Origin of the sequence: Streptomyces sp. NPDC006193 (genome assembly GCF_040613915.1) — a bacterium.
Lineage (GTDB): Bacteria > Actinomycetota > Actinomycetes > Streptomycetales > Streptomycetaceae > Streptomyces.
On sequence record NZ_JBEXTB010000004.1, the window covers coordinates 158061 to 181171 of the forward strand.

The following is a 23111-nucleotide window of genomic DNA, read 5'->3' on the forward strand; positions in this document are numbered from 1 at the left end:
GCGGTGAGCGGGAGGGTGAAGCACCCCACATGACCCACATCACCTACGACCCGGGGCAGTAGTCCCAATTGTCCGATACGCCCCCTCCCCCCTTTACCCTGACCTGCACTTTCGCGCCGGCACCGCAAGGTCGGCGTATCCCCCGCTTCCGGCCACAACTAGTAAAAGGGGTCATTGCGGACGGGAGGTGCGCCTGTTTCTCTGGACGGCGTCGCCGGCGCCACGGGCCTCCAGGGCCGCGGCGCCGAGGCATGCGGCCACAGCGCGTGGTCCCTCCCGTGCCGAGCGATCCCCCGTCCCCGACGCAAGAGGTTCTCCGTGTCCGTCTCCTTCATCCGCCGCATCGCTTCCCCGAGGAAGGCCCTCACCACCGCCGCCGTGGCCGCCGCCACCGCCGGCCTGGCCCTGACCGCGGCGCCCGCCCAGAGCGCCACCACCTCGGCCTCCTCCGCCCGGGCGATCGCGCACAAGATGATCCCGGACGCCGCGCAGTACGACGCGTTCAGCAAGATCGTCGAACACGAGAGCGGCTGGAACGTCACCGCCACCAACAGCTCCTCCGGCGCCTACGGCCTGGTCCAGGCCCTGCCGGCCGCGAAGATGGCCTCGGCCGGACCGGACTGGAAGACCAACCCGGCCACCCAGATCAAGTGGGGTCTGGACTACATGAACTCCCGCTACGGCAGCCCCGTGAAGGCCTGGAACTTCTGGCAGGCCAACGGCTGGTACTGACCGGCGACCGGCACTGAGCCGCCGCGCGCCCCGCCGCCCCGCACCCTCGCCCCGCCCGGCGAGGGTGCGCCCGCATGCGCTGGCCGTGCAGGCGACCGCATGCGCGGGGCGCGGAGGCGACCGCCGGGTCAGGTGCGGCCGGCGGTGACGTGCGGCGTCCGCGCGGCGTCCGCCGCCGCCCGCACCTCCTGGGCCCGCGGCCCCTGGAACAGGTACGACAGCCCGAAGCCCGCGCCCACCACGACCGCCCCGCCGACCGCGTCCAGCACCCAGTGGTTGCCGGTGGCGACGATGGCGGAGACGGTGAACAAGGGGTGCAGCAGTCCGAGGGCCTTCATCCACGGCCTCGGGGCGATGACGGCGATGACGATGCCGCACCACAGGGACCAGCCGAAGTGCAGCGACGGCATGGCCGCGTACTGGTTGGTGAGGGCCGTCAGGGTGCCGTAGTCCGGCTTGGAGAAGTCCTGGACGCCGTGGACCGTGTCGATGATGCCGAGCGTGGGCATCAGGCGCGGCGGGGCCAGCGGGAACAGCCAGAAGCCGACCAGCGCGAGCAGGGTGGCGAAGCCAAGGGTGGCCCGGGCCCAGCGGTAGTCGACGGGGCGGCGCCAGTACAGGACGCCGAGGACGGTCAGCGGGACGACGAAGTGGAAGGACTCGTAGTAGAAGTCGAAGAAGTCCCGCAGCCAGCCGATCCGCACGACGGCGTGGTTGACCGCGTACTCGATGTCGAGGTGGAGGAACCGCTCGGCGTCCAGGATCAGCCGGCCGTGGTGCTCGGCCGTGCCCCGGCCCTCGGCGTTGCTGCCGCCGGTGGCGGCGAGGCGCACCTGCTGGTAGGCCGCGTAGGTGACGCGGATCAGCAGCAGTTCCAGGAGCAGGTTGGGGCGGGTGAGGACCCGGCGCAGGAACGGCAGCAGGGGGACGTGGCGGAAGCGGGCCGGGGTCTGGGGGGCGTACTCGGTGGGGACCGGGTCCCGGTAGTACGGCGAGGTGCGGGAGAGGAAGGGGACGGCCGTGGCGGCGGCGAGGGCCGCGAGCAGCACGAGGTTGTCCCGCAGCGGGTACACCACCGGCATGTTCGGCAGCATCATCTTCGCCGGCAGTGTCATGACCAGGACGACGGCCACCGGCCAGACGTAGCGGTCCGAGGCCCGGCTGCCGACCCGGCCGGCCACCGCGAGCAGCACCCACAGCAGCTGGTGCTGCCAGGCGGTGGGCGAGACGGCGACCGCGGCGCAGCCGGTGATCGCCACGGCGAGCAGGAGCTGGCCGTCGCGGGCGTAGCGGACGGCGCGGCGCAGGGCGAGGGCCGCGACGGCGGCGCCGAGCAGCAGGAAGAGGGCGATCTCCGCAGGGCCGGTCAGGCCGAGGCGCAGCAGGGCGCCGTGCAGGGACTGGTTGGCGAGGGCGTCGGCCTTGCCGCCGAGCCCCACGCCGGCCATGTGGTGCACCCAGTAGGTGTACGAGTCGTGCGGCAGGGCCGCCCAGGCGAGCGCGGTGCCGGCGGCGAAGGCGCCGGCGGTGGTGAGCGCGGCCCGGCGGCGGCCGGTGAACCACAGCAGCGGGGCGAAGAGCAGCACGGTCGGCTGGAGGGCGGCGGCCAGGCCCATGCACAGGCCGCTCCGGCGCTCCCCGCGCACGGCGAAGCAGCCGAGCAGGACGAGCAGGACCGGGATGACGCTGGTCTGGCCGAGCCACAGGGTGTTGCGCACCGGCAGGGACAGCATCAGGAGGCTGACGGCGACCGGGGCGGCCAGCAGGGAGGTGCGCCGGCTGACCGGCTGGGGCAGCGCGCGGGCGGCCACCAGGCCGAGGGCGACGACCAGCAGCAGGGTGCCGAAGGTCCAGCCCCAGCCGAGGGCGGCTTCCGCCGAACGGGTGAGCGGTTTGAGGACGAGGCCGGCGAAGGGGGTGCCGGTGAACCGGGTCGACGCGTAGATCGAGCCGTTCACGTGCAGGACGCCGTCGGCGCCGACCCAGGTCTCCAGGTCGGTGAGCCGTTCGCCGCTCGGGGTGGTCAGGACGGCGGCCACCTGCCGGACGGCGAGGACCGCCGCCACCGCCCACAGCGCGAGCCGGGCCGCGTGCAGTCGGGCTCCGACCACCGCCGTGCCGAAGGCCTCCGCCGGTCGCCCGCTGTGCTCCACGTTCGCCACGCCTGTCGGCCTCCCGCCCCGTCGTCCCGGGCGGCCCTGTGCGCCCGGGTTCCCTCTGCGCCGCCCCCCTGAGGCTCGCAGACCCCCGGAGAAGGACGCCGGCAAGCCCTGCTTCACCTGACGTCCGTTCTCCTTTTGTCCGGAAGACCTTAGTCCCGGCGGTGGGCGGTCGCGCGACGGGGGCGCGACAAGGATCACAGTGACCAACTGGAATGACTGCGTCCGGATGGGCAGACGTACCTGCGTATCGAGCATTCAGCTGCACTCTGCACCTAACCGCGTACGGGACGTAAGGTGCAGAACTCCGCCTATGGTCGATTTTCGGCCCGCCGGACGTCACCGCCGCCGCCCGGGCCCGTCCCCGTCCCCGTCGAAAGGTAGGCGAGCCCCGTTTTGGCCACCGCCACAGCCGTCACCCCCCGTCCCGCGCGCGCCGGCCAGGCCCGCGACGCCACCGTCATCGACCCCGCGCTCGTCAGGCGCGCCGTCAAGGCGGCGGCGCTCGGCAACGCGATGGAGTGGTTCGACTTCGGTGTCTACAGCTACATCGCGGTCACCCTGGGCAAGGTCTTCTTCCCGTCCGGGAACGCGACCGCGCAGCTGCTGTCGACGTTCGGCGCCTTCGCGGCCGCCTTCCTGGTCCGCCCGCTCGGCGGCCTGGTCTTCGGCCCGCTGGGCGACCGCGTCGGGCGGCAGAAGATCCTCGCCCTCACGATGATCATGATGGCGGCCGGCACGTTCGCGATCGGCCTGATCCCCTCGTACGCGGCGATCGACGTCGGCGCACCGCTGCTGCTGCTGGCCGCGCGGCTGGTGCAGGGCTTCTCCACCGGCGGCGAGTACGCGGGCGCGTCCACGTTCATCGCCGAGTACGCACCGGACGAGAAGCGGGGCTTCTTCGGCAGCTGGCTCGAGTTCGGCACGCTCGCCGGCTACATCGGCGGCGCGGGCCTGGTCACCCTGATGACGGCCCTGCTCTCCGAGGACGACCTGCTCTCCTGGGGCTGGCGCGTCCCGTTCCTGATCGCGGGCCCGATGGGCGTCGTCGGGCTGTACCTGCGGATGCGGCTGGAGGAGACCCCCGCGTTCGCCGCCCAGGTCGAGAAGGCCGAGGCCGCCCGCCCGAAGGTGCCGCTGCGCGACATGGTCGTCGGGCAGTGGAAGCCGCTGCTGCTGTGCATGGGCCTGGTCCTCGTATTCAACGTCACTGACTACATGCTGCTGTCGTACATGCCGAGCTACCTCACCAGTGAGCTGAAGTACGACGAGACGCACGGTCTGCTGGTGGTGCTCGGCGTGATGGTCCTGATGATGATCGTCCAGCCGTTCGCGGGCGCCCTGACCGACCGCGTGGGCCGCCGGCCGGTCATCGCGGCGGGCTGCGCGGGCTTCCTGCTCCTGTCCGTCCCCGCGCTGCTGCTGATCCGCGAGGGCAGCCTGGCCGCCGTGGCCCTGGGCATGGGGGCGCTGGGCCTGCTCCTGGTCTGCTTCACGGCCGCCATGCCGGCCGCGCTGCCCGCCCTCTTCCCGACCCGGGTCCGCTACGGGTCCCTGTCCATCGGCTTCAACGTGTCCGTGTCGCTGTTCGGCGGGACGACCCCGCTGGTCGTGACCGCGCTGATCGGGGCGACGGGGAACATGATGATGCCCGCGTACTACATGATGGCCGCGGCCGTGGTGGGCGGGTTCGCCGTCTGGCGGATGGCCGAGTCCGCGGGACGTCCGCTGCCGGGGTCCGCGCCTTGCCGTGCGGGGCTCCCTTCGGGGGGCTGCGGGGGGTCCGGGGGGCGGAGCTGAACGGTGGGCCCTGGCCCGGGCTGAGTGCGCGGTTCCCCGCGCCCCTGCTTCCTGGGCCGGGGCTGGGGGGTGGGCCCTCGCCTGCGGCTGAGTGCGCGGTTCCCCGCGCCCCTGACTCCTGGGCCGGGGCTGGGGGTGGGGGCATGCCGGCGGCGCGTCGGGGGGGTCGGGCTGGGATCATCGAGGTGGGGTGGGCCAGGCCGTCGCAGGACACTCGGGAAAGGCAGCAGGCGCATGAGCGGGTCGCAGCTCTGGGACGACGTCGACGACTACTTCATCAGCCACCTCGCACCGGACGACGAGGCGCTGCGGGCGGCCCTGCGGGACAGCGAGGCCGCCGGGCTGCCGCCCATCGGCGTGACGGCCGCGCAGGGCAAGCTCCTGCAGCTGCTCGCCCAGCTCCAGGGTGCCCGGAACATCCTGGAGATCGGCACGCTCGGCGGGTACAGCACGATCTGGCTGGCCCGCGCCCTGCCCGAGGACGGCAGGCTGGTGTCGCTGGAGTACAGCGCCAAGCACGCCGACGTGGCCACCCGGAACATCGCCCGCGCGGGCCTGGACCGGATCGCCGAGGTGCGGGTCGGCCCGGCGCTGGAGTCGCTGCCCAAGCTCGCCGACGAGAACCCGGCCCCCTTCGACCTGGTGTTCATCGACGCGGACAAGGCCAACAACGGCCACTACGTGGAGTGGGCGCTCCGGCTCACCCGCGCGGGCAGCGTGATCGTCGTCGACAACGTGGTGCGCGGCGGCCGGGTGACCGACGCGAGCAGCACCGAGCCGGACGTGGTCGGCACCCGCGCCGCGATCGACCTGATCGCCACGCACCCGAGGCTGAGCGGCACCGCGATCCAGACGGTCGGCGGCAAGGGCTACGACGGCTTCGCGCTGGCCCGCGTCCTCGGCTGAGCGGCGGGCCCGGCCTCAGACCTCGTGGAAGAAGCCCACGTTCACGCTGCGCGGCGCGGTGCGGTCCTGGACGACGATCTCGCCGGACCGGCCGCAGGGCAGCGGCACGGTGGCTCCGTAACCGACCGGCTGCGCGTACTCCCCCACGATCAGCCGGACCTCGGACGCCGGGTCGGGCTGTGAGCCGCGCCGCCAGGTCAGCCGCCAGGCGCCGTCGGGGCCGCACAGGAACTCGAGGTGGACCCGGGAGACGAACAGCCAGTCCTCGGGGGTGACCAGCCGGCACAGGGCCGCGTCACGGCCGACCCGCAGGAGGGCGCCGGGCTCGCTGGGCGCCTCGGCCGTCGTCATGCCGGCCGTCGCGCCCGCGTCCGCCCCGGAGACGGTGGCCATGGTGAGTTCGAGCACGAGCGTTTCCCCCTGGGACGTCCTGGCGCGGTGGGCGGATCGCCGTGCCGCCGCCGAATGATAAAACGCCCGGTGGGGTCATGTCCGGCACAATGGGTCCATGACCGAGCGAAAGCCACCGGGTGTGCCGTTCGACTCGTGGGTGGACAAGCAGATCCGCGACGCGCAGGAGCGCGGCGAGTTCGACCGGCTGCCGGGGGCGGGGGAGCCGCTGCCCGCGGAGGTCGACTCCACGTACGACGAACTGTGGTGGGTCAGGCGGAAGCTGGCGCGCGAGGGGCTGGCCGTGCTGCCGCCCGCGCTCGCGTTGCGCAAGGAGGCGGAGGACGCGCTGGCGGCGGCGTACGCGGCGCCCTCGGAGCGGATCGCGCGGAAGATCATCGAGGACGTCAACGTCAAGATCCGCGACATGATGTTCAAGCCGCCGCCCGGTCCGCCGCTGGGGAAGAAGCCGTACGACGTCGAGGCGGTCGTACGCGAACGGCGGCAGCGCAGGGCTGCCGCCGGGGGGGACGGTCCGGGCTCAGCCGTGTAGCAGGCGCCCGGCCAGCTCCCGGTAGTCGCGCAGGGCGAGCCGCAGACGCTCGGTGTCCGATCCGGCGCCGAGACCGTCGTCCCCGGCGTCCTCCCAGGAGCCGCGCAGGGCGCGGCGCCGCCTGGTCACGGCCTCGCTGAACCGCACGGCGATCTCCTCCAGCGCCCGGTCGGCCTCCTCGACGGCCTTCCTGGGCTCGTCCACGAAGCCGGCGGCCACCTCCCGCATCAGCCGCTCCCACCGCTCGGCCTCCTCGTGCGGCAGCAGCGGGTCGGCGGACGAGGCGGTGCCGGGGGCGTGGGCGCCGGTGCCGGTCGTCCCGGTCTCGCGTCCGGCGTCACCGGCGTGCGGTGCGCCGGGCCCGTCCGGCGGCACCCGGCCCTCCTCCCGCCCCGGGGTCCGGTCTCCGCGTATGCCGTCCGCGTCGGCGGTCCCGTCGTCCCGGCCGCCCGTCGCCGGCCCGGCGTGCGGGGCCGGCCGGTCGTCGCCGGCCGGTGCGCCGGGCGTCTCCCGACCCGTGGCCTCCGCGCCGGGCCGCTGGCCCTCCGAGTGGCGCGGCGTGTCCTGAAGCGTGCGGCCGTCGCCCGCCGGGCCTTCCCGACCGGGGCCGGCCGTGCTCCCAGCCGGCGCCGGCTCGCCGGGCAGCCGCTCCTCCGGCCGCGGCTCCCTCGGCGTCCGGGCGCCCGGCACCCATTCGTCGCCCTGGGTGGAGCGTCCCGTGGGGTCCCGCTCGTCGCTCGTCCTGTCCGGCATGGCGTTCAGCTCTCCTTCGGTCGGCTCCGGTGGAGGGCCCACGGCTTGTCGGAGCGGGCGGGGGCGGGGCCCGTCCCCGAGGAGGCGCGGGGCCCGCGCGGCTCGATGGTGGTCAGGTCGTCGAAGAGTGCGCGGGCCTCCAGGAGCGCCGCCCGCATCTCCTCGGTCCCGGCGCCCTTCCCGTCCGCTCCGGCGGCACCCGCGCGGGCCGCCCGGTGCACCCGCCGGTAGCCGTCGACGTGCTCGGCGTGGTGCACGGACAGCGCGGCGAGCTGCTCCTCGTACCGGCCGCCGTCCGGGTAGCCGCGCACCGCGGCGAGTTCCGCGAGGAGCCGGTCGGCCTCGGCCACCGCCTCCCGCGGGGAGTCGACGAAGCGTTCCTGTACGGCCGCCCAGCGGTCCGCGTACCGCTGCCCCTCACCGGGGTCGAGGGGCAGCTCGCGCAGGCTGCCGTGGCGTTCGAGCCGCTCGGTCAGCTCTCGTTCGGCGGCCTCGGCGTCCCCGTGGTGCAGGGCGACGGTCCGCTCGTACTCGGGCCCGAAGCGCCGCTTCAGGTCGGGCCCGCCGTGCCGTGCGCGGTTCCGCAGGATCAGGGCGGCCGCCCCGACGACCACGACCGCCACGATCACGGCCAACGCGATGATCATGCCAGTGGACATGGTTGCCTTCCGCTCCGACCGGCCCCGCTGGCCGGCTTTTCCTCCGTGTGACCCGTAACCCGGGCCACAAACGACGGCCCCCGCAATCCGGTTGCCGAGTGCGCCCGGTGTCTGCGGACAATGCTCGGCATGACGTGGACGATCGCTCCGGAGCCGTACGACTCCCCGGCCGCCGCCGCGCTGTGGCGGGCGTACTACACGGAGGTCAGCGACCGCTGGTACCTGCTGCACGAGGGGCGCCGCACCGACCCGGACGAGCTGGAGCGGGAGATCGCGGCCCGCAGCGGTGCGGAACTCGCGCCACCGCGCGGGCGGCTGCTCGTCGGACGGTACGACGGCACGCCGGCCGGGTCGGCGGGCGTACGGCTGCTGGATGCGGACACGGCCGAGCTGACCCGGGTGTTCCTGCTCCCGGAGCTGCGCGGACGGGGCGGGGCCGGGCTCCTCGTGGCCGCCGCCGAGGAGGCCGCCCGGGCCCTCGGGGCCCGGCGGATCGTCCTCGACACCCGCGGCGACCTGGTCGAGGCGCGCGCCCTGTACGCCCGCCTCGGCTACACGGAGACCGGCCCGCACAACACCGACCCGTACGCGGAACACTGGTTCCGCAAGGAGCTGCCGCCGGTGGAGGCCCTCAACTGACTTTCGCTGCCGTGCCGTTGTGCGGGCGTTCGCGTTCGGCGCCGCACAGTTCGCCGGTGAGGTCGTGGACCAGTCGCGTCAGGTCGGTGCTACGGCCGGGCTGCCACCAGTCGCCGAGCAGTTCGGCCAGGGACTCCTCGCGGGCCGTCGTGAGCCGTTCGGCGACCGTGCGCCCGGCGTCGGTCAGCACCAGGTCCAGGCCCCGGCGTTCGGCGAGCCGCCGTTCCTCGACCTGACGGGCGGCGGCCATGATCACATGGAGGGGGACGGGGCTCCGCTCGGCGAGTACGGCCGGTTCCACGGAGCCGTACCGGTGGACGCGCAGCAGCAGCCAGCTGGCGGCGGGCAGCAGGTCGTAGCCGGCCTCTTCGGTGATCCTCCGGTAGATCTCGCGGCGGCCCTCGCGGGAGCCGAGCACGGACAGGGCCCGGCACACCTCGTCGTAGGAGGAGCGCTCGACCGGGTTGGGCGCGATGGTCTCGGAGGCCTCCGGCGCGGTGACCGAGCCGCGCAGCCGGTCCTCCTTCAGGAACCAGGCGAGCAGGAAGCCGAGGGCGGCGACCGGCGCCGCGTACAGGAAGACGTCGGTGATGGCGGACGCGTAGGCGTGCAGGGCCGCCGGGCGCAACGCGGGCGGCAGGGCGGCGATGCCCCGCGGGTCGGCTTGCAGCGCGTCGGCGGTGACGCCGGGCGGCAGACGGACGCCGCGGAAGGCGCCGGCGAGCTTGTCGGCGAGGCCGCCGGCGAAGACCGCGCCGAAGACGGCCACGCCGAAGGAGGCCCCGATGGAGCGGAAGAAGGTGGCGCCGGAGGTGGCGACGCCGAGGTCGGCGTAGGAGACGGCGTTCTGCACGATGAGCACCAGCACCTGCATGACCAGGCCCAGTCCGAGGCCGAAGACGAAGAAGCAGGCGCTCATCGCGGCGGTGGAGCTGTGCTCGTCGAGCCGGTGCAGCAGGAGCAGTCCCAGGGTGGTGACGGCCGTTCCGGCCAGCGGGAACACCTTCCAGCGGCCGGTGCGGCTGACGATCTGCCCGGAGACCGTGGACGACAGCAGCAGGCCGAACACCATCGGCAGCATGTGCACGCCGGACAGCGTCGGGGAGATGCCGTGCACGACCTGCAGGAAGGTCGGCAGGAAGGTCAGCGCGCCGAACATGGCGAAGCCGACGATGAAGCCGATGACGGCGGCCAGGCTGAAGGTGCGGACGCCGAACAGCTTCAGCGGCAGGACGGGTTCGGCGGCCCGGCGCTCCACGGCGACGAACGCCGCGGTGAGGACGACGCCCAGCACGGCCAGCCCGATGATCTGCGCCGACGCCCAGCTCCAGGTCGTACCGCCCAGCGAGGCCACCAGCACCAGGCAGGTGGCGACGGCGGCGATCAGGAAGGTGCCCAGGTAGTCGACGACGTGGCGGGCGGTGCGGCGCGGGATGCGCAGGACGGCGGCGATCACGGCGAGCGCGACGACGCCGACGGGCAGATTGACGTAGAACACCCAGCGCCAGCTCAGGTGCTCGGTGAACAGCCCGCCGAGCAGCGGCCCGAGCACGCTGGTCGCGCCGAACACGGCGCCGAACAGGCCCTGGTAACGCCCCCGTTCGCGCGGGGGGACCAGGTCTCCGACGATCGCCATGGACAGCACGATCAGCCCGCCGCCGCCCAGTCCCTGCACCGCCCGGAACGCGATCAGCTGGGGCATGTCCTGCGCGGCCCCGCACAGCGCCGAGCCGATCAGGAAGATCACGACGGCCGTCTGGAAGAGCCGTTTGCGCCCGTACTGATCGCCGAGCTTGCCCCACAGCGGGGTGGCGGCGGTCGAGGCCAGGAGGTAGGCGGTGACCACCCAGGAGAGGTGTTCGAGACCGCCGAGGTCGCTGACGATCGTCGGCAGCGCGGTCGCCACGATGGTCTGGTCGAGGGCGGCGAGCAGCAGGCCGAGCAGCAGGGCGCCGATCGGCACCAGGACGCTGCCGGGAACGTGTTCGCCGCCGCTCACGTCCTTCGCCGCGCCGTGCGTGTCCAGGGCCATGGAGACCTCCCGGAGCTAGGGTGCACCCCTTCCATCGTGATCGGTGTCCCCCCTCACGGCCTGTCGAGCCGACCGTCAGCCCCGAGCCTGTCAGCGCTCCAGGGGCACGGGCACCGCACCGCCCCGATCAGCCCCCCAGGGGCGCGAGGAACCGCGCGCCCAACCCCCACACCCGCACCCGGCAACCCCGATCAGCACCCCAGGGGCGCGAGGAACCGCGCGCTCAACCCCGACACACCCGCACCCGGCAACGGCCAGAACCGACCCGCCCGATCAGCGAACGCGCACCCGCACCCGGCAATCCCCACAGCACCGGCCCGCCCGATCAGCGGACGCGCACCCGCAGGGTGCCGTCGCTCAGCGCCTCCACCCGTACCCGTGTGAGGTCGGGCACGACCACGTCCGGCCCGTGGGAGCCGGCCCGCGGCCCGACCCCCACGACCCGCATCCCCGCGGCGCGCCCCGCCGCGATGCCCGCGCCGGAGTCCTCGAAGACGATGCAGTCGGCCGGGTCGACGCCCAGTTCGGCGGCGCCCTTGAGGAAGCCCTCGGGGTCGGGCTTGCTGGCGCCCACCGACTCGGCGGTGACGCGCACCGGGGGCAGGGGCAGCCCGGCGGCGTTCATGCGGGCGGTGGACAGGGCGACGTCCGCGGAGGTGACCAGGGCGTGCGGGAGTCCGCGCAGGGCGGCGAGGAAGGCGCTCGCGCCGGGGATCTCGACCACGCCGTCGGTGTCGGCGGTCTCCTCGGCGAGCATGCGGGCGTTGTCGGCGAGGTTCTGCTCCAGGGGCCGGCCGGGCAGCAGCAGGGCCATGGAGGCGTGGCCCTGCCGGCCGTGCACGACCTTCATCACCTCGTCGCCGTCCAGCCCGTGCCGGTCGGCCCAGCGCCGCCAGATGCGCTCGACCACGGCGTCGGAGTTGACGAGGGTGCCGTCCATGTCGAGCAGGAGGGCGCGGGCGGTGAGGACGGTGGGCGTGGTGGTGGCCGGCATCGGCAGCTCCAGGAACGGAAAGACCCCGGTGGGGAGGGACAAGGCGGCCCCGCCCGCCGGTCAGGGAAAACGGGCGGGAGCCACTTTGTTCCTCCACGGTACAAAACCTGCCCCCGATCCCGCCACCACCCCCGCGGACGTTCACCCCGCGTTCAGCTCAGCCGGTCACGGCCTCCCACAGGCTCCACACCCCGAGCGCCAGCATCAGCAGCGCCGCGACCTGCGTGATCAGCCGCAGCGGCACCCGCTTCATCAGCGCTTTCCCGCCGACGATGCCGAGCCCGGCGACGGCCCACAGGGCGAGCACCGCACCCAGGCCGACGGAGACCGGGTCGTCGTAGCGGGCGGCGAGGTTGGCGGTCATGATCTGCGTGAGATCGCCGAACTCGGCCACGAGGATGAGCATGAAGCCGGTCCCGGCCACCTTCCAGAAGGACTGGTCGGCGGGTTTCCTGATCTCCTCCTCGTCCTCGTCCTTCTTCATCAGCAGCATCGCGGCGCCGCCGAGGAAGAGGACGCCGGTGAGGGCGTGCACGATCTGCCGCGGCAGCAGGGTGAGCACACTGCCCGCGGCGACGGCGAGCACGACGTGCAGCAGGAAGGCGGCGGCGACGCCCGCGAAGACGTACGAGGCGCGGTAGCGGGTGCCGAGGACGAGGCCGGCGAGCGCGGTCTTGTCCGGCAGTTCGGCGAGGAAGACGACGCCGAAGACGAGTGCCGTCACGGTGATGCTGATCAAGGGTCCTCGATCGGTCGGGGCTGCCCCGCCGAGAGTGCGGTACGTCGCGCGATGACACCTCGGCACGGCAGCGCGTTCGGCGTCCGCGCCGGGAGACGCGGACGTGCACTGCTTGCCGAAGGTCTCGCTGGCGGACCCCGATGGAACGAGGCGGTCCGCCTCCGGGCGCCGGCTCAGGCTCGCTGAGCAGTGTGTCGACGGTCCGGCGAAGAGCTACTCCCCTTCTGCGCTCCCCATCGTACGGGATGTGAAAGTTGCGCCCCGCACCTTGTCGTGACATGCCCACGTCACTACCTTGCTACCGGGCGCTCACCTCACGGCAACACTGCCCCGCGAGCATTCCCTCGCTCGCGCTCAACACCCTTACCCCGCAACGGAGTTCACGCATGCCCACGTTCTACGCGCGTCGACGGCTGAGCATACTCGCCGCCCTCACCGGCGTCATAGCCTCCGCCGCCCTGGTCAACTCCCCGAGCGCCTCCGCCGCCCTCCCCACACCGGTCAGCGCCGCCACCGCCCGCGGCTACCTCTCCCAGCTCACCGTGGCCGCCGAGAACCGCACCGGCTACGACCGCGACCTGTTCCCGCACTGGATCACCGTCAGCGGCGCCTGCAACACCCGCGAGACGGTGCTCAAGCGGGACGGCACGAACGTCGTCACCGACTCCTCCTGCGCCGCCACCAGCGGCAGCTGGTACTCCCCGTACGACGGCGCCACCTGGACCGCCGCGTCGGACCTCGACATCGACCACCTCGTCCCGCTGGCCGAGGCATGGGACTCCGGCGCGAGCAAGTGGACCACCGCCCAGCGGCAGGCCTTCGCCAACGACCTGACCCGGCCCCAGCTGATCGCCGTCACCGACGACGTCAACCAGGCCAAGGGCGACCAGGACCCGGCCACCTGGGTGCCGTCGCAGTCCGGGTACGTCTGCACGTACGTCCGTGCCTGGGTCCAGGTGAAGTACTACTACGACCTCTCGGTCGACTCGGCCGAGAAGAACGCGCTGACGAACCGGCTGGCGAGCTGCTGAACCGGCGCGCCGGGCGTTCCGGCCGGGCCGGCCGGGGCGCCCGGCGCGTCAGGAGGCGCGGCCGCGGCGCACCAGGAACCCGGCCGCGGCCCCGGCCCCGAACAGGGCGGCCACCGACACGCCGGCGGCCAGCCAGGTCGCGCCCAGCCACTGGGCGCCGTAGTAGCCGAGGGCCACGCTGTACGCCGCCCAGGACAGGCCCGCCAGGGCCGACCAGGGAAGGAAGTCGCGGGCGCGGCGGTGGGCCGCGCCCGCGCAGAAGGAGACGGCCGAGCGGCCGGCCGGGGCGAAGCGCGCGAGCACGACCAGCGCGCCGCCGCCCCGGGCCAGCGCGTCGCCGAGACGTTCCTGCGCGCTGGTGAGCCGCCGGGAGCGGGCTATCGCGCGGTCCAGGCGCTCCCCGCCCCGCCAGGCGAGGCGGTAGGCGACGAGGTCGCCGAGGAGCGAGGCGGTCGCCGCGGACAGGATCAGGGCCAGGATGTCCGGCACGTCGTGCGGGACCCGGCCCGCCGCCGCCCCGGTACCGGCCGCCGCCGCGGTGCCCGCCGTGATGACGAGCACACCGCTCGGCAGGACCGGCAGGAACACGTCAAGCAATACGGACAGGGCCACCACGGCGTAGATCCATGGTCCGGCCGCCAGCGACCCCACGCTCTCGAACACGACGACTCCCGTCACTCCCCCGTTTGACAGCCATACAGCGTACGCCTGGGGTGTGACAGGAGGTTCGCCAGGGGCGCCCGGGATGATCACAGGTTGTTCACGAACGGGCGCCGTGCCGGACACCGCCGGGCGGCTCAGGCGGCGAGCGGAGTGGGCTCGCCGCCCGCCGCCGCACGCCGGGCGAGGACCCGGTCGAGGCTGAAGGCGCCGGGGCCGGTGAAGACCAGCAGGAAGAACACCCAGCAGAACAGGGCCGCCGGCTCGCCGCCGTTCTGGATCGGCCACAGCGCGGCCTGCTGGTGGACGTCGAAGTAGGCGAACGCCATCGAGCCCGAGGCGATCAGGGCGGCGCCGCGGGTGCCGAGGCCGAGCAGCACCAGGCCGCCGGAGACCAGCTGGATCACGGCCGCGTACCAGCCGGGCCAGGCGCCGGCGCCGACCGTGCCGCCGTCGGTGCCGGCGGCGCCGCCGAGGACGCCGAAGAGGGACGCGGCGCCGTGCGCGGCGAAGAGCAGGCCGACGACGACGCGGAAGAGCGCGATCACGTAGGGCTGGGCGGAATCGAGACGAGTGGACACGGGACTTCTCCTCGTTCGGCGCCGGTCGCGCCTGCCGGGGGCCGGGCAGACCGGTCGCGGGGACGGGGGACGGGAGTGAGTCCCAGGTTAGGCACGCCTAAGCGATGCTTGCAAGTTCAACATCTAGCCATCGTCCCGCTTCCGCTTGCCGTTCCGCTTGCGGCCTGCGCCGTGGTCACCGCTCCGCTCCCGCGTGCGCAACCGGAAGTGGTTCGCCCGGAATGGGCCTTGACGGGCCCTCAGCCGGCACGGGCGTCTCGTCGGCCGTGCGCCGAAGGCGCGCCCGGACGGCCGTCCCGCTCCGGTCGCCCGCCGCTGCGGCCCGTCCGCCGTCAGCCGGCGCCGCGTGCGGACCGGCCGCGCACCTCCAGCCCGCCGAGCAGGTCCGCGGTGGCCCGGGCCACGGCGTCCACCGCCCGGTCGAAGGCCTCGCGGTTGTGGGCGGCGGGGGCCCGGAACCCCGACACCTTCCGTACGTACTGCAACGCGGCGGCGTGGATGTCCTCGTCCGTGGCCTCACCGGGCAGGGCGGGCGGACGCAGGGTCTTGATGCTCCGGCACATGCCCCCAGTCTCGTCGGAAACCTCACGTTCGACATCGCCACACGAAATCGAACAGGCGTAGCATTGTCGTGTGGCAACGACCTATGAATTCCCCAGTGACCTCCTCGCCGGTCAGGAGGAGCTGCATCAGGTCCGGGCCGAGCTGTCGGCCCTGCTCAAGCGGCTGCCCTGGTCGGTCGAGCCGATGGACGGCTTCAGCGACGACACCGGCTGGCGCAAGGTGGAGCGGCCCGCGTCCCCCGGCTGGACGGCGGACGAGCAGGCCGAGGTGGAGAAGCTGCGGCGGCGCGAGCACGAGCTCGCGGTCTTCGTCAGCACCCACCGCTTCTGGGACGAGGTCGCCGTGGCGGACCGGGTGGACGCCCGCACCCGGCTGAAGCACGCCCGCGAGGAGCCGGCGCAGGGGCAGGAGTAGGGCGGCCGGGGCCGGGCAGCGCAACGGCCCCCCGGAGACTGCTCCGAGGGGCCGGCCGGTGGGCGCGGACGGTTTCGAACCGCCGACATCCTGCTTGTAAGGCAGGCGCTCTACCCCTGAGCTACGCACCCGGGACAGCACGACAGCCTACATGGCCCGGACGGCCGCGCCGAAACCGGACACCGGGCCCCTTTGGGAAGACCTCTCACGTCCGGTTCCGCTTCCGTCCGCGGCACCGCTCGGGCCGGCTCGCCGGCGCTCCCGCCGGCGCCGGCGTGCGGCGAACCGGGAGGACACGGCGTGCACCGCGAACTGATCGGCCCGTGTGTTCGTCCTCGACGGGTGGGAGAATGACACCACCCAGGGCGAACCACAGCGCGGGAGAGGGATGTGACGGCGACACCGGGCACGCCAGCGACGCGGCCGTACCCGCCGCCGTCCCGCCCACGGGTCCGGAGCGGGCCTCCCCGGCTGCGGGGCGCCCTGCGCGACGCCCTCGCCCTGATGGGCCTGCCCGTGCTGGCCGCGCTCGCGCTGCCCGCCGCGTTCGCCGGGGGCGGCACGCGGCGCTGGTTCGGCGGGCGTGCGGAGAGCCAGCGGGCCGAGGCGCAGGCCGCCAAGGACGCCGCGGCGGCCGCGTTCTACGAACTCGACACCGCGCAGCGGGACCTGCGGATCTCGATCGAGACCATCGCGGCGGTGGACGACTCCCCCGCCGCCCGGCGTTCCGTCGCCGGCTTCGAGGCGCTCGGCCACCGGATCGACGAGGTGAGCCGGCAGTACATCGAGGCGGTCGACGCCCATGACCTGGACCGGGACGGCCTGGAGGCCTCCGTCGCCGCCCGTGCGCGCACCGAGCTGACCGCGGCCAGGGACGAGCTGGTGCGGGTCCGGCAGGAGCTGGAACGGTTCGCCGCGTCGCTCGGGCCGCTGCTGGGCAAGGCGGAGACCCAGCTGGCCCGGCTGGCGCCGGCCGTGGAGCGGGCCCGGCAGTCGCTGCTGGCCGCGAGCAACGCCCTGGACGCCGCACGGGAGAAGGGGCTGCGGGCCGACGGCCCGGCCGCGCGGCTGGCGGCGCTGTCCCCGGAGCTGACCAAGCTCAACCAGGGCGCGGCGCAGCACGGGGTGCAGCAGACGCTGGAGCGGGCCGAGCGGGTGCAGCGGGAGGCCGGGGCGATCCGGGCGGAGGCGGAGCGACTGCCGGAGCAGGCGGCCGAGATCGACCACCGGCTGGTGTCGCTGCGGACCAGGGCGCAGGCGCTGACCACGCGTGCCGGGCAGGTGGAGCCGGTGCTGAGCGAGCTGCGGCGCCGGTTCGCCGCCGCCTGCTGGCAGGACCTGCAGCACGTGCCCGAACTGGCCGCGGAGAACGTGCGGCAGGCCGAGCTGAAGCTCCGCGAGGCGCAGGCGGCGCGGGACGCCCAGCGCTGGCCGGACGCCACCGCGCTGCTGTCGACGGTACGGGCCCTGCTGAACGCCACCGACGACGCCGTCTCCGCCGCCGGTGACCGGCTGACCAGGCTGAACGCCGTGCAGAAGGACCCTCGGGCGGAGATCGAGCGGACCCGGTTCGCGATCCGGGACGCCCAGCGGCTGGCCATGACGGGCCGTACCACCCCGGACCCGCGGCACGCCCGGCCGCTGGACGACGCGGTGGCCCGGCTGGAGCGGGCGGTCGGCACGCTGGAGGGGCGGCACCCGGACTACTGGCACTTCCTGGCCGAGACGGAGGCGGTGCGGCGGGCCGCGGCCCGGGTGGTGGCGCAGATCCGCGAGGAGCGCGGCACCGGGCACTGAGCCGCGGGCCGCGCGTGTTGCCGGGTGGGGCGGGGCAGGCGGATATTGAAGTGGACGCTTGGCCTCCGCTAGCGCCCTAGGAGGCGGACATGGCCGCACACGCACTGCCCACGAGGAAGGCCGGGGAACGGCGGCGGACGCAGCTGGACGACCACCTGCCCGTCGATCACCGGCTGAACAGGGTCTACCGGATCGGCGCGGGCCTGATCGGTCTGTTCCTCGTCGTCTTCGGCGTCCTGGGCCTGATCGACCACATCGGCTACTTCAACACCGGCGGTGACACGGTCGCCGGGCTGAACACCAACGGCGCGCTCAGTGTGCTGTCGATCTGCATCGGTGCGCTGCTGCTGGTCGGGATGGTGATCGGCGGGAACGCGGCCTCGACCCTGAACATGATCCTCGGCGTGCTGTTCCTGCTGAACGGCTTCCTGTTCCTCGGCCTGCTGGACACCGGCGCCAACTTCCTGGCGTTCAAGATCCAGAACGTGTTCTTCAGCTTCGTCGTGGGGCTGCTGCTGATGACCTTCGGCATGTACGGCCGGGTCGGCTCCTCCCTGCCGCACGACAACCCGTACTGGCGGGCCCGCCACCCGGAGCCCTCCCCGCACGAGCAGCAGGAGCCGCACGAGCGGGAAGGGCAGCGGCGGAAGGTCCCGCAGCCGGACCCGGGTCAGGTCCTGTAGGCGTAGAACGCCGCGGTCGGGTAGGAGGCGACGAGGCTGGCCACCGACCGGTTGTAGGTGTTGGTGGAGTGGTACGACACGTACGGCACCCCACGGCGGTCACGGTTCGTGACGATCATCGAGTGATCCTTGGAGCCGTCCCGGTTGAAGTCCATCTGCAGCACGTCGCCGATGTCCATCTGGTAGACGTTGGCGAGGCTGGTGGCCCGCTTCGAGGACAGGGCGAACCAGGAGAACTCGTTGACCCCGACGAACGAGTCCGACTGGATCTCGGAGTTGCCGAACCACTTGTGGAAGTCGTTCGTGTACCCCGGGACGTGCTTCCAGCCGCCCGCCTTCAGGGCCTGGCTGACGAAGTTGGTGCAGTCGCCGCCGGCGCCCTGCCCGTTGAAGTCCGGGTAGGCGGGGTTGTAGGTGTTCCAGTACTTGGCCGCGTACGCCGCCATGGCCTTGTAGTCGTAGCCGCTCGCGGAGAAGTTCTTCGCGTTGGCCGGTGCGGGCCAGGTGGTGGCCGCGCGGGCCGCGCTCGGCGGGCCGTCGTCCTCGCCGGCGGTCTTCACCTGGGCGACCTGCGGCCTGGCGACCTGGTTCACCGCGAGGTAGCCGTCGTCGGTGTCCCGGATGCCGGTGAGCTGCCAGGTGCCGTGGCGGTCGGCCTTGAAGGTCAGCTCGTGGTGCGCCTGGAAGCCGGTGGACTTCGGGGTCCTGGCGGTGGCCTTCTCGTAGGTCAGCGTCGTGGTCTCGGTGACGGCGACCTTGGCGTGCCGGCCCTTCACACGGGTCGCGTCGAGCGTGACCTTCGTGCTGCCCGCGCGGTACGTCTCGCCCAGCCGGGCCAGGCGTCCGCGCCGGTCGCGCAGCTCGTCCAGTGCGGACCTCTGCTGGCGCGTCTGCCCGCCGGACAGGCGCACGGACCCCGAGAAACCGGACGCGTGGCGGGTGTCCGCCTTCCCGGCGCCGTCCACGAGGGCCTGGGTGCGGTCGGTGAAGACCGCGTCGGCCAGTCGCTGGAAGGTCGCCTTGGTGGCCGCGTCCACCGTCGGGTCGTCGGTCACCGCCGCGCCCGCGCTCCAGTTGGGCACCAGGGCCACACCGGCGACCACCGAGGCGGCGGCGGCGGTGACTATGGCCGTACGGCGCCGCCCACGGCTCAGTCTTCTAGATTTCAATGATGTTCCCCTCTACGCCGGTACACCTACCGGGCGAGGGGCATCTTGCCACGGCCGGGGCGTCGGTTGTGAAGGGGGTCGCACAAGTGGAACCCCTCGCCCGTTTCCGTCACTTGACGACCGCGGACCAGTCCGGCGACTGGGCGGGGTCGAGGGTGCGCAGCGCCGCCAGGGTCTGCGGCTTCTGCGCGTCGAGCCAGTCGGCGAGCTCCTTGAAGGAGACGCACTTGACGCCCTTCTTGGTGCAGACGTTCTTGACCACCTGGTCGATGGCCTTCATGTAGATGCCGCCGTTCCAGTCCTCGAAGTGGTTGCCGACGAACAGCGGCGCCCGGCTGCCGTAGTACACGCGGTTGAAACCGGCCATGTAGGAGTCGACGGTCTGCTGCTCCCACTCGGGGTACTTGGCCGGGTCGCCGTGGGTCTCGCCCTGGGACTGGTTGTAGAGGAAGTTGAAGTCCATGGACAGGCCCTGGTACTTGCCGCTCTCGTACGGGAGCATCTGCAGCGGGAAGTCCCACACGCCGTTCTTTTTCGACGGCCATATCTGGAAGTCGCCCGGCGAACTGGCGTCGTAGCGCCAGCCGTAGTCCTTGACGGCCTCCAGCAGGTTCTTCTGGCCCTCCAGGCAGGGCGCCCGGCCGCCGACGACCTCCTTCTTGACGTCGAAGGGCAGCGCGGGGACATCGGTGAAACCGGTGTTGGTCTTCCAGCGCCGCACGAACGAGTAGAACTGGTCGATCTCGCTCTTCCACTCCTCGACGCTCCAGTCGCCGCCGCCCTTGGCGCCGCAGAAGTGGCCGTTGAAGTGGGTGCCGATCTCGTTGCCGTCCTGGTACGCCTTGCTCAGCTGCTCCAGCGTGGTGCGGATGTGGTCGTCGGTGGCGTAGTCGATCGCGGCGTCGCCGGGCGAGTGCATGGGGCCGTGGTAGAGCGCCTTCTTGCTCTTGGGCAGCAGGTAGATGCCCGTGAGGAAGAAGGTCATGTGGGCGTCGTACTCCTTGGCCAGCTCCCGGTAGTGCGAGAACAGGTGGTCGCTGCCCTCCAGCGCGCCGTCCCAGGAGAAGACGACGAACTGGGGCGGCTTCTCCCCCGGCTTCAGCGGAACCGCCTTCAACTGCCCCTTCTGCGGCCCGGTGTAGGAGGTGGACCCGTCGCCGATGACCCTGGTCCTGCCGTCCCACCGCGCGGTCGGGGTGGCCTTGGGCCCGGCCTTGGGCTTCTTGCCGGCGGAGGCCGTCGGCGTGCCGTCGTCGCCGCCGCCGGACAGCGCCAGGAACCCGGCCACCAGCGAGGCCACGACGAGGAGGGCGGCCAGCGTCAGGACCTGCGGCCGCGTGGCACGGGGTGCGCTGCGGCGGCGAGGGGCTCGGCGGCGGCCTGTCGACGAAGTATTGCGGGGCATGCGCGGCTCATTCTGGGGAAGGGGAAGGCGGGCGGGTCTCGGCTCAGCCGAGGCCCGTCGCGGCGGACCATAGGTCGTACGGGACGCTGTGGGCCGTACCGGCCAGTCCCTCGAGCGGCAGGGGCTCCAGGGACTTGGACAGGTCGATCCGGTAGACGACGATCGCGGTGGACACCGAGTCGGCCGTGCCGACGTACCAGGCGGCGGTGTCCTTGTCGGTGGTGCCGGCCTTCCCCGCGACCCGGGTCCGGCCGGCCGCCGCCTCGGGGTGGGCGGTGCGGAAGGAGTCGGTGAGCGCCGCGGTGACCTCCTCGGCCACCTTGCCGCCGACCGCGCGCCGCGGGTGCGGGGTGGTCAGGGCGATCGGGGCGCCGTTGCGGGTGATGCGGCGCACCGAGTACGGCTCGGTGTGCGTGCCGCCGGCCGCGAAGGTGGCGTATCCGCTGGCCATCCGGATGGCGCTGGGGGTGGAGTTGCCCATCGACAGCGCGGGCACCCGCGGGCCGATGCTGGAGGCGAGCAGCCCGGAGTCCACGGCGGTCCGGCGCACCATGTCCAGGCCGGTGTCCATGCCGAGCTGCATGAACGGGGTGTTCACCGACCGGGCCATCGCCTCGTGCAGGGTGATCCGCCCGTACGACTTCCCGCCGTCGTTGTGCGCGGCGACCTTCTTGCCGCTGCGGTCCCAGTACGGGCCCTCGGGCGTGGTGACGGGCACGCCGTCGTCGCCGTCGTAGACGCTCTGCGGGGTGACGGGGGTGGCGGGGCCGCTGCGGGTCTTGCGGACGCCGTGCTCCAGTCCGGCGGCGTAGACGAACGGCGTGAACGCGGTGCCGGCCGGGACGGTGGTGGCGTTGGACTCGTTGTAGCCCTGCTTGCGGTGGTCCGGGCCGCCGTAGACGGCGAGGATCCGTCCGTCCGCGGCGACCGAGGCGGCGCCGTAGTGCCCGTTCTTCGCCGCCTCGGGGTTGTCCTCGCGGGCCTCCTTGCGGGCCCGGGCGACGGCGTCGGTGAGGGCCCGCTCCCGCTTGCGGTCGAACGTCGTGTAGATCTGGTAACCGCCGAGGTCGAACTGCTTGTCCGTGAGGTGCCCGGCCTTCTTGGCGTACTGGGACGCCAGCTCCACCAGGTAGTCGCTCTGCTCGCCGGTGTCGTACAGCGGGTTGCTCTTCAGCGGCTCCGGGAACTTCTTGTAGGTCGCCCGTTCCCGCTGCGACAGCTTCCCGATCTCGACCATGCGGTCCAGGGTCCAGGACCAGCGCTCGACGGCGCGCGCGTGGTTGGCCTTGCTGAGCGTCGGGTCGTACAGGCCGGCGCCCTTGAGCAGGGCGGCGAGCATGGCCGCTTCGGAGGCGTTGAGCTTGTCGACGTCCTTGCCGTAGTAGGCCTGGGCGGCGCGCTGGATGCCGTAGGTGCCGCGGCCGAACCAGCTGGTGTTGAGGTAGCCCTCCAGGATCTGGTCCTTGCTCATCTTGTTGTCGAGCTTGAGGGCGATCATCGCCTCGGTGAATTTACGGCTGATCGTCTGGTTCTGCGTCAGGTAGACGTTCTTGACGTACTGCTGGGTGATGGTCGATCCGCCCTCGGTGTCCCCCTGGCCGAGCGTGCGGAACACGGCCCGCGTGATGCCCTTGGCGGATATGCCCGGGTCCGAGTAGAAGCTCTCGTTCTCCGCCGCGAGCACCGCCCAGCGGACGTCCTCGGGTATGTCCTCCAGGGGCATCGCCTGCCGCTGCACCCAGCCGGTGCGGGCCATCGGCGTGCCGTCGGACCAGAAGTAGACGTTGTCCTGCTGGGTCGCGTACGAGTTCAGGTTGTTCGGTATGTCCGTCATCGCGTACGCGGTGACGAGGAACGCGCCGAGCAGTCCGAACGAGGCCAGGGTGGCGCCGGCCCACTGGCGCCAGGAGGGTATCCAGCGGCGCCAGCCGGTCCGCCCCGGGCGCGGGTAGACCGGCTTCAGGCGGCGCGCGTAGGGGGCCGCACGGCGCGCGTAGGGGGCCAGGGGGGCGAAGGCGCGGCCGACCGCCGCGGCGACCCGCTCACGCCCGCCGGACAGCGCGGTGGTGCGCCCCGAGGAGCGCGCGCTGCGCCGGCGCTCCGCCCGGCCGCCGTCCGGAGCGGACGGCTTGGGCGGCGGGGCGACGCGCAACTGCATCGTCTCGTCCGCCCTCAGGGCGTCCACCCTCAGATGCAGGGTCTCGTCGGCGTCCACCGGCTTCTCGCCACGGCCACCGCCCATGGGGCCGTCCTCCCCCTGCGACGCATTGGTCACGCCTGCGTCTCCCTCCGCACTCGGTCTTGCTCGCGCGGGTTGAGCTGAGCATCCTCGCCACGGCGTTCACAAATTATCAGTAACGTTTTCGAATGCCCCGCACATACGCCGGATGCAAAGCAACACTCATCGAACTTCACGACGCCGACGCTCGGGGCTCGACGACTAACCTGGGG

General features: G+C 72.9%; 22 protein-coding genes and 1 tRNA gene. 9 read left to right on the forward strand and 14 right to left on the reverse strand.

Annotation, left to right across the window (positions count from 1 at the left end):
• Window positions 1-318: 318 nt before the first annotated feature.
• A complete protein-coding gene (locus tag ABZ261_RS06125; protein WP_356855793.1) occupies window positions 319-732 on the forward strand; it encodes a transglycosylase SLT domain-containing protein in 414 nt (137 codons plus the stop codon).
• A gap of 128 nt (window positions 733-860) precedes the next feature.
• Here the strand turns inward: ABZ261_RS06125 and ABZ261_RS06130 are convergent, their stop codons facing one another.
• Window positions 861-2894 carry a bifunctional glycosyltransferase 87/phosphatase PAP2 family protein gene (locus ABZ261_RS06130; protein ID WP_356855795.1) on the reverse strand — a complete coding sequence of 678 codons (2034 nt, stop codon included), beginning with the start codon at window positions 2892-2894 and terminating at the stop codon, window positions 861-863.
• 393 nt (window positions 2895-3287) lie between these two features.
• Here ABZ261_RS06130 and proP point away from each other — a divergent pair, with 393 nt between their 5' ends.
• Entirely contained in the window at window positions 3288-4691 is a 1404-nt protein-coding gene (proP, locus tag ABZ261_RS06135) for a glycine betaine/L-proline transporter ProP (RefSeq protein WP_356855797.1), read from the forward strand.
• A 234-nt stretch (window positions 4692-4925) separates the two neighbouring features.
• Complete coding sequence (locus tag ABZ261_RS06140; protein WP_356855799.1) at window positions 4926-5597, forward strand: O-methyltransferase; 672 nt, start codon at window positions 4926-4928, stop codon at window positions 5595-5597.
• 15 nt (window positions 5598-5612) lie between these two features.
• Here the strand turns inward: ABZ261_RS06140 and ABZ261_RS06145 are convergent, their stop codons facing one another.
• The gene (locus ABZ261_RS06145) at window positions 5613-6005 is read right to left on the reverse strand and encodes a hypothetical protein (protein WP_356855801.1); all 393 of its coding nucleotides are present in this window, start codon (window positions 6003-6005) and stop codon (window positions 5613-5615) included.
• Between the two features lie 100 nt (window positions 6006-6105).
• Here ABZ261_RS06145 and ABZ261_RS06150 point away from each other — a divergent pair, with 100 nt between their 5' ends.
• Window positions 6106-6540 carry a DUF1992 domain-containing protein gene (locus ABZ261_RS06150; protein WP_356855803.1) on the forward strand — a complete coding sequence of 145 codons (435 nt, stop codon included), beginning with the start codon at window positions 6106-6108 and terminating at the stop codon, window positions 6538-6540.
• Here ABZ261_RS06150 and ABZ261_RS06155 read toward each other — a convergent pair.
• Together ABZ261_RS06155 and ABZ261_RS06160 are read right to left on the reverse strand one after the other, a co-directional pair.
• The gene (locus ABZ261_RS06155; RefSeq protein ID WP_356855805.1) at window positions 6529-7293 is read right to left on the reverse strand and encodes a hypothetical protein; all 765 of its coding nucleotides are present in this window, start codon (window positions 7291-7293) and stop codon (window positions 6529-6531) included. The two genes, ABZ261_RS06150 and ABZ261_RS06155, sit on opposite strands and share 12 nt — an antisense overlap.
• 5 nt (window positions 7294-7298) lie before the next feature.
• Window positions 7299-7952 (reverse strand): hypothetical protein, encoded by a 654-nt coding sequence (locus ABZ261_RS06160; RefSeq protein WP_356855807.1) that lies wholly within the window; start codon window positions 7950-7952, stop codon window positions 7299-7301.
• A gap of 129 nt (window positions 7953-8081) precedes the next feature.
• On the opposite strand from ABZ261_RS06160, the gene ABZ261_RS06165 reads away from it, so the two are divergent.
• Window positions 8082-8591 (forward strand): GNAT family N-acetyltransferase, encoded by a 510-nt coding sequence (locus ABZ261_RS06165; RefSeq protein WP_356855809.1) that lies wholly within the window; start codon window positions 8082-8084, stop codon window positions 8589-8591.
• Here ABZ261_RS06165 and ABZ261_RS06170 read toward each other — a convergent pair.
• The 3 genes from ABZ261_RS06170 to ABZ261_RS06180 form a co-directional block, all read right to left on the reverse strand.
• Window positions 8584-10623, reverse strand: coding sequence for an MFS transporter (locus ABZ261_RS06170; RefSeq protein ID WP_356855811.1), 2040 nt, complete (start codon window positions 10621-10623; stop codon window positions 8584-8586). The genes ABZ261_RS06165 and ABZ261_RS06170 overlap by 8 nt on opposite strands.
• 325 nt (window positions 10624-10948) lie before the next feature.
• Entirely contained in the window at window positions 10949-11617 is a 669-nt protein-coding gene (locus ABZ261_RS06175) for an HAD-IA family hydrolase (RefSeq protein ID WP_356855813.1), read from the reverse strand.
• A 157-nt stretch (window positions 11618-11774) separates the two neighbouring features.
• Complete coding sequence (locus ABZ261_RS06180) at window positions 11775-12356, reverse strand: TMEM165/GDT1 family protein (protein ID WP_356855815.1); 582 nt, start codon at window positions 12354-12356, stop codon at window positions 11775-11777.
• 386 nt (window positions 12357-12742) lie between these two features.
• Between ABZ261_RS06180 and ABZ261_RS06185 the strand changes: the two genes are divergently transcribed.
• The gene (locus ABZ261_RS06185) at window positions 12743-13387 is read left to right on the forward strand and encodes an HNH endonuclease family protein (RefSeq protein ID WP_356855817.1); all 645 of its coding nucleotides are present in this window, start codon (window positions 12743-12745) and stop codon (window positions 13385-13387) included.
• Between the two features lie 48 nt (window positions 13388-13435).
• Here the strand turns inward: ABZ261_RS06185 and ABZ261_RS06190 are convergent, their stop codons facing one another.
• From ABZ261_RS06190 to ABZ261_RS06200, 3 genes are all read right to left on the reverse strand, one after another.
• The gene (locus ABZ261_RS06190; protein WP_356855819.1) at window positions 13436-14050 is read right to left on the reverse strand and encodes a VTT domain-containing protein; all 615 of its coding nucleotides are present in this window, start codon (window positions 14048-14050) and stop codon (window positions 13436-13438) included.
• Window positions 14051-14184: 134 nt separating this feature from the next.
• Window positions 14185-14628 (reverse strand): DoxX family protein, encoded by a 444-nt coding sequence (locus ABZ261_RS06195; protein WP_356855821.1) that lies wholly within the window; start codon window positions 14626-14628, stop codon window positions 14185-14187.
• 332 nt (window positions 14629-14960) lie between these two features.
• Window positions 14961-15191, reverse strand: coding sequence for a DUF2277 domain-containing protein (locus ABZ261_RS06200; RefSeq protein WP_356855823.1), 231 nt, complete (start codon window positions 15189-15191; stop codon window positions 14961-14963).
• Between the two features lie 70 nt (window positions 15192-15261).
• On the opposite strand from ABZ261_RS06200, the gene ABZ261_RS06205 reads away from it, so the two are divergent.
• Window positions 15262-15606, forward strand: coding sequence for a hypothetical protein (locus ABZ261_RS06205; protein ID WP_356855825.1), 345 nt, complete (start codon window positions 15262-15264; stop codon window positions 15604-15606).
• 59 nt (window positions 15607-15665) lie between these two features.
• Here ABZ261_RS06205 and ABZ261_RS06210 read toward each other — a convergent pair.
• Window positions 15666-15737: transfer RNA gene (locus ABZ261_RS06210), tRNA-Val, on the reverse strand.
• 259 nt (window positions 15738-15996) lie between these two features.
• Between ABZ261_RS06210 and ABZ261_RS06215 the strand changes: the two genes are divergently transcribed.
• Both ABZ261_RS06215 and ABZ261_RS06220 read left to right on the forward strand, forming a co-directional pair.
• Window positions 15997-17403 (forward strand): hypothetical protein, encoded by a 1407-nt coding sequence (locus ABZ261_RS06215; protein ID WP_356855827.1) that lies wholly within the window; start codon window positions 15997-15999, stop codon window positions 17401-17403.
• Between the two features lie 89 nt (window positions 17404-17492).
• Window positions 17493-18086, forward strand: coding sequence for a DUF4383 domain-containing protein (locus tag ABZ261_RS06220; RefSeq protein WP_356855829.1), 594 nt, complete (start codon window positions 17493-17495; stop codon window positions 18084-18086).
• Here ABZ261_RS06220 and ABZ261_RS06225 read toward each other — a convergent pair.
• From ABZ261_RS06225 to ABZ261_RS06235, 3 genes are all read right to left on the reverse strand, one after another.
• The gene (locus ABZ261_RS06225) at window positions 18074-19177 is read right to left on the reverse strand and encodes an amidase domain-containing protein (protein WP_356856146.1); all 1104 of its coding nucleotides are present in this window, start codon (window positions 19175-19177) and stop codon (window positions 18074-18076) included. The two genes, ABZ261_RS06220 and ABZ261_RS06225, sit on opposite strands and share 13 nt — an antisense overlap.
• A 187-nt stretch (window positions 19178-19364) precedes the next feature.
• Window positions 19365-20660, reverse strand: a complete 1296-nt coding sequence (locus ABZ261_RS06230; protein WP_356855831.1) for a hypothetical protein — start codon at window positions 20658-20660, stop codon at window positions 19365-19367.
• Window positions 20661-20703: 43 nt separating this feature from the next.
• Window positions 20704-22902, reverse strand: a complete 2199-nt coding sequence (locus ABZ261_RS06235; RefSeq protein ID WP_356856148.1) for a transglycosylase domain-containing protein — start codon at window positions 22900-22902, stop codon at window positions 20704-20706.
• Window positions 22903-23111 lie beyond the last annotated feature (209 nt).